The sequence below is a fragment of the Acidaminococcus sp. CAG:542 genome (assembly GCF_000437815.1).
Lineage (GTDB): Bacteria > Bacillota > Negativicutes > Acidaminococcales > Acidaminococcaceae > Acidaminococcus.
The window spans coordinates 6,937-13,903 of record NZ_FR902110.1; the positions used below are offsets into that span (position 1 = coordinate 6,937).

At 48.3% G+C, this 6,967-nt stretch carries 10 protein-coding genes and 3 pseudogenes; 7 read left to right on the forward strand and 6 right to left on the reverse strand.

The window, feature by feature from the left end; genetic code table 11:
* Both QVO43_RS09545 and QVO43_RS09550 read right to left on the reverse strand, forming a co-directional pair.
* Positions 1 to 326: arsenate reductase/protein-tyrosine-phosphatase family protein (locus tag QVO43_RS09545; RefSeq protein WP_441293929.1), on the reverse strand; the 326-nt coding region annotated here is incomplete at its 3' end.
* A gap of 301 nt (positions 327 to 627) precedes the next feature.
* Entirely contained in the window at positions 628 to 1,089 is a 462-nt protein-coding gene (locus tag QVO43_RS09550; protein ID WP_022488291.1) for an Lrp/AsnC family transcriptional regulator, read from the reverse strand.
* 136 nt (positions 1,090 to 1,225) lie between these two features.
* Here QVO43_RS09550 and QVO43_RS09555 point away from each other — a divergent pair, with 136 nt between their 5' ends.
* From QVO43_RS09555 to QVO43_RS09565, 3 genes are all read left to right on the forward strand, one after another.
* Complete coding sequence (locus QVO43_RS09555; RefSeq protein WP_022488292.1) at positions 1,226 to 2,086, forward strand: MBL fold metallo-hydrolase; 861 nt, start codon at positions 1,226 to 1,228, stop codon at positions 2,084 to 2,086.
* Between the two features lie 549 nt (positions 2,087 to 2,635).
* Positions 2,636 to 2,905: a type II toxin-antitoxin system RelB/DinJ family antitoxin gene (locus tag QVO43_RS09560; protein WP_022488293.1), complete on the forward strand. Its 270-nt coding sequence runs from the start codon at positions 2,636 to 2,638 to the stop codon at positions 2,903 to 2,905.
* Positions 2,898 to 3,176 (forward strand): type II toxin-antitoxin system YafQ family toxin, encoded by a 279-nt coding sequence (locus tag QVO43_RS09565; protein WP_022488294.1) that lies wholly within the window; start codon positions 2,898 to 2,900, stop codon positions 3,174 to 3,176. Before QVO43_RS09560 ends, QVO43_RS09565 begins: the two co-directional genes overlap by 8 nt.
* 406 nt (positions 3,177 to 3,582) lie before the next feature.
* On the opposite strand, the gene QVO43_RS09570 is transcribed toward QVO43_RS09565, so the two are convergent.
* A complete protein-coding gene (locus QVO43_RS09570) occupies positions 3,583 to 3,873 on the reverse strand; it encodes a hypothetical protein (protein WP_229778480.1) in 291 nt (96 codons plus the stop codon).
* Between the two features lie 69 nt (positions 3,874 to 3,942).
* Positions 3,943 to 4,050 (reverse strand): annotated as a pseudogene (locus QVO43_RS10185) (ATP-grasp domain-containing protein); the annotation flags it as partial.
* 395 nt (positions 4,051 to 4,445) lie between these two features.
* Between QVO43_RS10185 and QVO43_RS10215 the strand changes: the two are divergent.
* From QVO43_RS10215 to QVO43_RS09575, 3 genes and pseudogenes are all read left to right on the forward strand, one after another.
* Positions 4,446 to 4,598: pseudogene (locus QVO43_RS10215) on the forward strand (DUF1659 domain-containing protein); the annotation flags it as partial.
* Positions 4,599 to 4,612: 14 nt separating this feature from the next.
* Positions 4,613 to 4,798, forward strand: a pseudogene (locus QVO43_RS10190) (DUF2922 domain-containing protein); the annotation flags it as partial.
* Positions 4,799 to 4,844: 46 nt separating this feature from the next.
* Positions 4,845 to 4,994, forward strand: coding sequence for a YvrJ family protein (locus tag QVO43_RS09575; protein ID WP_083236257.1), 150 nt, complete (start codon positions 4,845 to 4,847; stop codon positions 4,992 to 4,994).
* A gap of 131 nt (positions 4,995 to 5,125) precedes the next feature.
* Here the strand turns inward: QVO43_RS09575 and QVO43_RS09580 are convergent, their stop codons facing one another.
* Positions 5,126 to 5,926 (reverse strand): DAPG hydrolase family protein, encoded by an 801-nt coding sequence (locus QVO43_RS09580; RefSeq protein ID WP_022488296.1) that lies wholly within the window; start codon positions 5,924 to 5,926, stop codon positions 5,126 to 5,128.
* 107 nt (positions 5,927 to 6,033) lie between these two features.
* Between QVO43_RS09580 and QVO43_RS09585 the strand changes: the two genes are divergently transcribed.
* Entirely contained in the window at positions 6,034 to 6,588 is a 555-nt protein-coding gene (locus QVO43_RS09585) for a TetR/AcrR family transcriptional regulator (RefSeq protein WP_022488297.1), read from the forward strand.
* 92 nt (positions 6,589 to 6,680) lie between these two features.
* On the opposite strand, the gene QVO43_RS09590 is transcribed toward QVO43_RS09585, so the two are convergent.
* A partial coding sequence (locus tag QVO43_RS09590; RefSeq protein ID WP_288174922.1) for a nucleotidyltransferase domain-containing protein occupies positions 6,681 to 6,967 on the reverse strand: 287 nt, incomplete at its 5' end.

Below are 6,967 nucleotides of genomic sequence, written 5' to 3' on the forward strand. Positions count from 1 at the left end.
TGGATCTTCCGATCCGGGTCTCCCCCGGCGATCTGGCGGATTTCCCGAAGGTTCTCATCGTCGAACCCAATGAGCAGATCATAGTACCCATAATCTCCCCGGGTCATCTGCCGGGCCTTCCGGGGTGCATAGGGAATATGGTGGAGATCCAATTGCTCCCTGGTCCCCCAGTGGGTGTCATTGCCAATTTCCTCCCGGCTGGTAGCCGCCGAAGCGATTTCATAAGCATCGGCACAATGATGACGCCGAACCAGCTCCTTCATGACAAATTCCGCCATGGGGGAACGGCAGATGTTGCCATGGCAAATAAAAAGTATCCTAGTCATGGACACAAAACTCCCTTCTATGCCAAAATATGCCGAATTAATGCGGGTTTGCAGGTTTCACCTGTTCACGAAGAAAAGGACATAATTTTGCAAAAAACGGCACAACTTTCCCCGTTGTAGTAGTAAAACGGTAGTAAAACGAGCTGTTCTTACTACTGCACTTTTTGTGGGGTGAAATTTTCTCTGTTATTATAGCAGATAAATAGTATCACTGTCGGCTTTGGTGTTTGGGAAAGCCTGACGGAAACCACACAAAATCTTATGTCTGCAGATAGTGAGTGTGTCTGTTACAGAAAAAAAATCATTCATCACCTTCAGAGAGTAAGATGTCCCTTAATACCAATTCGATTTCATAATCCCCCCATTTTTGGATTGTGTCAATAAATTCCTGCAATTCTGCCTCGTCCGTAAAATAACTGTCGATGGATAGTGTTTGAGCACCAGTTATCTGATAACAGTGGTTGATATGGCTGTGGCACTGAGTAAGATAATCCAACAGGGACTTCATAAAACCGCTGTGTGGGGTTATTTTTATAAGGGCATGTGTTTTATAACCATATATGGGGCAGTTGACATTCACGGTATAGTGATGGACAACGCCCAAATCAGTCAGGCGGTCAAGACGATTCTTGACCGCCTGACTGGTTAAGTGAACGCGTTTTCCCAGTTCAGTCATGGAAATTCTGGCCTCTTTATGCAGAATGCTGAGGATTTCATGGTCAGTTTTGTCAATTTTTTTGTTGTTGGCAGGTAAAAAATTCATGGCAATGCTCCTAACTTGAAAACTTGAAAATTTCAAGTGATTTGTCTGCATCTCTTGAAATCCTGTATCGTAAGTAAAATTCTAGCAAAGTATAATCACAATGTAAATTAAATTGTGATTCAGAGGAGGAAATGAAATGAAGTGGAGAAAAACTTTAATGGCTGCATTCTTGGGAATGACGATGATGACGGGCAGTGCCTTTGCACAGGTTTCTTACCAGCATGTACGCAATGCTACGGGCAAATTGGCGTACAACGATACGGTATTTTTGATAGACCCCATGCTGGCAGAAAAAGGCCGTTATGAAGGCTTTGCTGGTTCTTTTAACAGTGAGGTGCGCAATCCCAAGGTGGACTTGCCCGAATCAAAGGAGGATGTATTAAAGAATGTTGATGCGTTAATTGTCACGCATACCCATCTTGACCATTGGGATGAAGTAGCTCAGCAGTTCATCAACAAAGATATTCCTGTATTTGTGCAGGATGATAAGGACGCTACTGAAATTCGCAAGGAAGGTTTCCGCAATGTTCAGGTGCTGGATCGGGATATCGAGTTCCAAGGGGTGTGCCTGACCAGAGTAGAAGGCACGCATGGTACGGAAGAGATGTATGCCAATCCCGCTTATAGCGTACTGCTCGGAGAAAGTATGGGCGTGGTCTTTGCTGCTCCCGGTGAAAAAACTACTTACCTGATGGGCGATACGGTCTGGACGGCCCGGGTTGATAAAACGCTACAAAATCGTCAGCCCGATATTCTAATTATGAATACTGGTTATGCTAAGTCCATCTGCTACAATGATTCCATTATTATGGGTACAGAAGATGTAGGCAGAGCGGCAACGAGAATGCCAAAGGCCAAAATTGTAGCGGTGCATATGGATGCCATTAACCATTGCACAGTATCACGCAAAAATATGCGCGACTTTGTCCATAGCAGAAAGTTAGACAAACAGGTAGCTGTACCGGATGATGGACAGATCATAAATTTTGATAAATAAGAACGTAACAAAGTGAGCTGTTGCATGTGAAATCGCGTGCAACAGCGTGATAAAATGGGGCTGTTGCACGTAATGTGACGTGCAGCAGTCCTTTTTCATGTACAAAAAGATAATCCCGGGGCTTAAATACCTCGGGCTGTTGCCGGATAATTACAGAGCAGGCCCGCAATCTTCTTAAGACGGCGGGCCTGCTTTTTTGCCCTCTGGGCGGCCGGGGATGGGCTCCCCTGCGGGGAGCCCCTACCACGTTGACGTCGGTGGCTCGTGCATCTGGCGGGCCTCCCGGCGTGAGGCCCCTACGGCATCGCAATGGACCATTTGCACCTTCCGTCCCGCTCTGCACTCTTCGCTCTTCACTCTGCACTTAGCTTTGGCAACCGGATCACCTTGGGCTGGATCTCGCCCACCTGCTCCAGTTCTTTCCGTTATATCCCTATTGTCTTCCAAAAAAACTGACAAAAAGAAGACCTGCAGGCACGCGATAAAAAGTAATTTTCTTTACATTTTCCTTAATTAACGTTACAATAGCTATAAAAGGAGATGATTTCTATGTCCGATACAAAGACCCTGAATCTTCGTGTCGATGCGGATCTGAAGCATCAGGCGGAATTGATTTTTTCTGACCTTGGTATTCCTACCTCTACGGCCATCAATATGTTCCTGCGTTCGGTTGTACGTTATGGAGGAATTCCTTTTGACTTGCGTCTTTCTGCCAACCAACTGGAGACTCTGCAGGCAATCGATGACGTAAATCATCATCGGAACCTGAGTAAAACCTATGATTCCGTAAAAGACCTTATGAAGGATCTGAATGCTTAAGATCCGCTACCGCAAGCAATTCAAAAAGGATTATAAAAGGACTGTCCAGCGTCCAGGACATAAACCAGAGCTTTTCCAGGATGTTCTTGAAATCCTGATTAAAGAGCAGGTACTGCCGGTTAAATATCGAGATCATGCCTTGTCTGGAGATTATATCGGATTCCGGGAATGCCATATCCTGCCGGATTGGCTGCTGATTTACAAAATCGAAGAAGATATCCTGACATTGACTCTCACCCGTACAGGAAGCCACAGTGATTTGTTCGGATAATCAGCAGGTACTCTTTGTGACACAATATTTACCAAGATAAAATCCCTGTTGATAAAATGGGCTGACCTCCAATCATCAAGAATAGCTCCATGTCTTTTCTTGCAAAAAAAGGCCCGCAATCTTCTCAAGATTGCGGGCCTGCTTTTTAGCCCCCTGGGCGGCCGGGGATGGGCTCCCCTGCGGGTAGCCCCTACCACGTTGGAGTCACAAAGGACCAACGGAAAATCAAAGAAACGGGATCGTCGAAATATTCGTTTTTAAGACTGTTGGATCAGACATTCGATTGCAGCGCCGTAGGGGCGAGCCGCAGGCCCGCCCTTCCCCGGCCTCCCGGAGGGTTCTGTTCGGGAAAATCCCCTGGATTTTTGTCCTTTTGTTTTCCTGAACGCTGCTGTAAAATAGTATATCAACGATACCTTTCAATAAATGCCTCATAAAAATCGCTACGCCGGCCTAGATCTTCAATATCTGCATCAATGAAAGCCTGTAAATCTTTTTTCATCATTTCATAAAGATGCTGGGATACTAAAGGATCCGAATAGACAGTATGCACCATGTCACCATATACACCACAAGTAATGGCATCATATGGCCGACAGCGTTCCAATGTTATGCGGCACGAACCTTCATATTCTTCATCCTGAAGAATGATTCCACCCTCTGAACCAATAAGATCATTTTTAATTGACTTCCACATTTCATTTTCTCCCTTACTCGGTTCGCAAAAATAATTCATGATAGGCGGTTATCTCAACAGCTCAGATATTTAAAAATCTTCATACTCATCCTTCGTCCCGGTCAATTCTGCCCACCGGGCTGCCAGAAGTTTTGCATAGTCAACATAGAACAGCCCGTAACTCCCCAGTGCATATCCAAACTTTCATTTTGTTCACTTCCCTTGCTTTCTGGTGATATCCAAATCTTTCTTATTCTCAGTATATCATATGAGCTGTGCAAAAAAGTGGACAGAAAGCAGGCCCGCAATCACTACGACTGCGGGCCTGCTTTTTTTGCCCTCTGGGCGGCCGGGAGGGGCTCCCCTGTGGGGAGCCCCTACGGCGTTGGGGGCGGTCCCTCTCGTTTGATCGATTGGATGGTGATTACGTGAGAACCGGCGTTGGCAGCCGGCCCGCATGGGCCGCCTCCTTACACTCTCTGTCCTGAATCATCTTGTAAACAAAGGAGGAATGAACCAATGGCAGCAGCGAAAGACCTGACTGCAGTGACCCTGCAGCTGGAAATCAGCAACGGGGTGGACAAAATGACCAGCCCAAATTCAAGAACATCAGCTATGACAACCTGGACACCAAGGCCACAGCGGGCCAGCTGGCGGAAATGGGCAAAGAATTCGGCGGGCTGATGGAAGAAGCTCCCCACGGACTGTACGTGGTGGAACGGCATCAGCTCACGGAAAAAGCGTAAAGGAGGCATGACAGATGGCAGATTCCCGGAAATTGGACCTGATTTTCAAAGACAGCAAAAAAGCCACCAAGAACATCCGCATCCCCAATCCCCGTACGGACGTGGATAAGGAAGCGGTGCTCCCGGTGATGGAAAAAGTATTGGAAAGCAAGATTTTCCTCTCCCGGAACAACCTTCCGGTGGAAACCGTCCAGGCAGCCAAGGTGACGGACGTACAGGACCTGTTGGCGGACCCGGCCGCTGACCATGGACGACCTGACCCTGCTGGCCGGCCAGGCTGCTCAGTACGGCTTCCCCATGGTCATCTCCTGGTACCTGTTGGTACGGATGGAAGAGAAACTGGAGAACCTGACCCAGAGCATCGAACGGCTGCGCATGGCAGTGAAGATGGAATAGAGAAAAAGCGTGCTGCGAAAAAAAATCGCAGCACGCTTTTTTGTCAATGGTCAAGAGAGATATCGGACCGGCTCTTGCGGGCCTATCAGATTTAAGATGTCAGACCGGCCCTACCGGACCTGACGTCTTGTTCAAAAATTCTCCTTATTCTCCCTGTAAACTTCCGGCAAAATAGCGGCCAGGTTGGTAAATTCCTTGATATTGTGGGCAAAAAGGCCCCGAGCCACTTCCACCGGTACCGAATCCCCTTCCGGCAGAGCCTTGATAATCTCCCCCTGGTGCAGGGCATATCCAATCCAGAACCGGGAGCAGAACAGGACACCCTCTTTATACGGGAACCATTTATGGGTCATGGCCGCCCCGCAATCCCCTGCCCCAATGGCGCAGACCAAGGACTGACAGGCTGCAGTCCCCATCAGGGATTCATCATACCCGAAATCTCTGGGCCGCTTGAACTGCAAATGCAGGAAGGACGGTCCGAAGCCGATATCTTCCATAATGTAATGATCCACATCCCAAGTCTTTTGGGAAACAGGGACGGAAGGGTCACAAACGTATGCCGCATTGTTGGCACGGGCAAAATAATGATCCTCCGGGTCCCAGATTTTGTAACGGAGGTCAGAGCCTACGCTGTGCCAGGGGAACCACCAGTCCAGCATATCGCCGGTCACTCCGGGCATATAGGTTGCATTGCAGACAAACCCTGTCCCGTCAGCAGCCACGCCATAGCCCACCTGACAGAATTCCTTGTCCATCCCCTGGAGGAAACGGTTCCGCTCTGCAAAAGGAACGGCAGGGACCGGAGAAGGTTCCTCGATCAGGGCCAGTTTCGCAGCCGGCACCTCCGTCATTTTCCGCTGGAACAGGGGATAATAGGAAAGGGTTTTCTCTTCCTTGCTGACGCCCACTTTTTTCCCAGTATACAATGTCATAAAAAGACCGCCTTTCTTGTTCTGTTTGCTGACTTGTGATACGATTGTATCACAGTAAGCAGGCTCCAACTACCCACTCCTGGGATATAGAACAGAAAGGCGTAAAAATGTATCATATTGCAAATGATCCCCGGGCCAGGAAAAGTGCGGAACTGATTGCCCAAAGCGTCCTGGCTCTTTCCAAGAACAAACCGGCCGACCGGCTTTCCATTGCAGCCATCCAGCGGGCATCCTCGGTCAGCCGCAGCACTTTTTACCGTCTCTTCGACACCCCGGTAGATGTGCTGCTTTGGCAGATGGACCAACTTTTTGCCGGTTTTGTCAGGGAATTGCCCAAACAAGGAACCCGGAAAGCCGTTCTTTTCTCGTTTTTCCAAACCATTATGGAACATGCAGAATTGTTCGCCGCACTGGAAAAATGCAACCGGCTGGATGCCCTGGCCCAGAATCATCGGCGGTATTTCAAAGATATGGGCTCTTTGCTCGGCATTCCTTCCCAACTGGAAGAGGCAAGTCGAGAATACCTCATTGACATCATGAGTTACCTGCTGCCGGTTGCCATTTCCACCTGGATCCATCGGGGACAAAAAGATACTCCCGAAGAAGTCTATCACTACTTTTGGCAAAGCATCCGTACCATCGCCAACCTGGATGCATTGTAAGCCGGAGGGGAATAAGACGTCAGAAACGGTCCTGCGAGCCTTGAGATGTCAGACGTCAGCTTTGTTCTGACTAAGTAGAAAGACCGATCTGCTCATCGCCAACCAGCTGACGTCTGACATCTGATAGGCCCGGATGAGCCGATCTGACTTCTTTCTATTCCATCCTCTAAATCAAACGTGTAAGGCAATTGACTGTCTTCCAATGCCGTCTGCAAAGGAGTGAGTATATCTGTTTTACTGGCAATCGCCAAATCCACATCCGAAGTTGTTTTGTAATCTCCTCTGGCTCTGGAACCAAATAGTTTGACCCATGATAACGTATCTCGAAATCGGTCAAAAATGCGGCCGGGATGGGCTTCCCTGCGGGGAGCCCCTACAC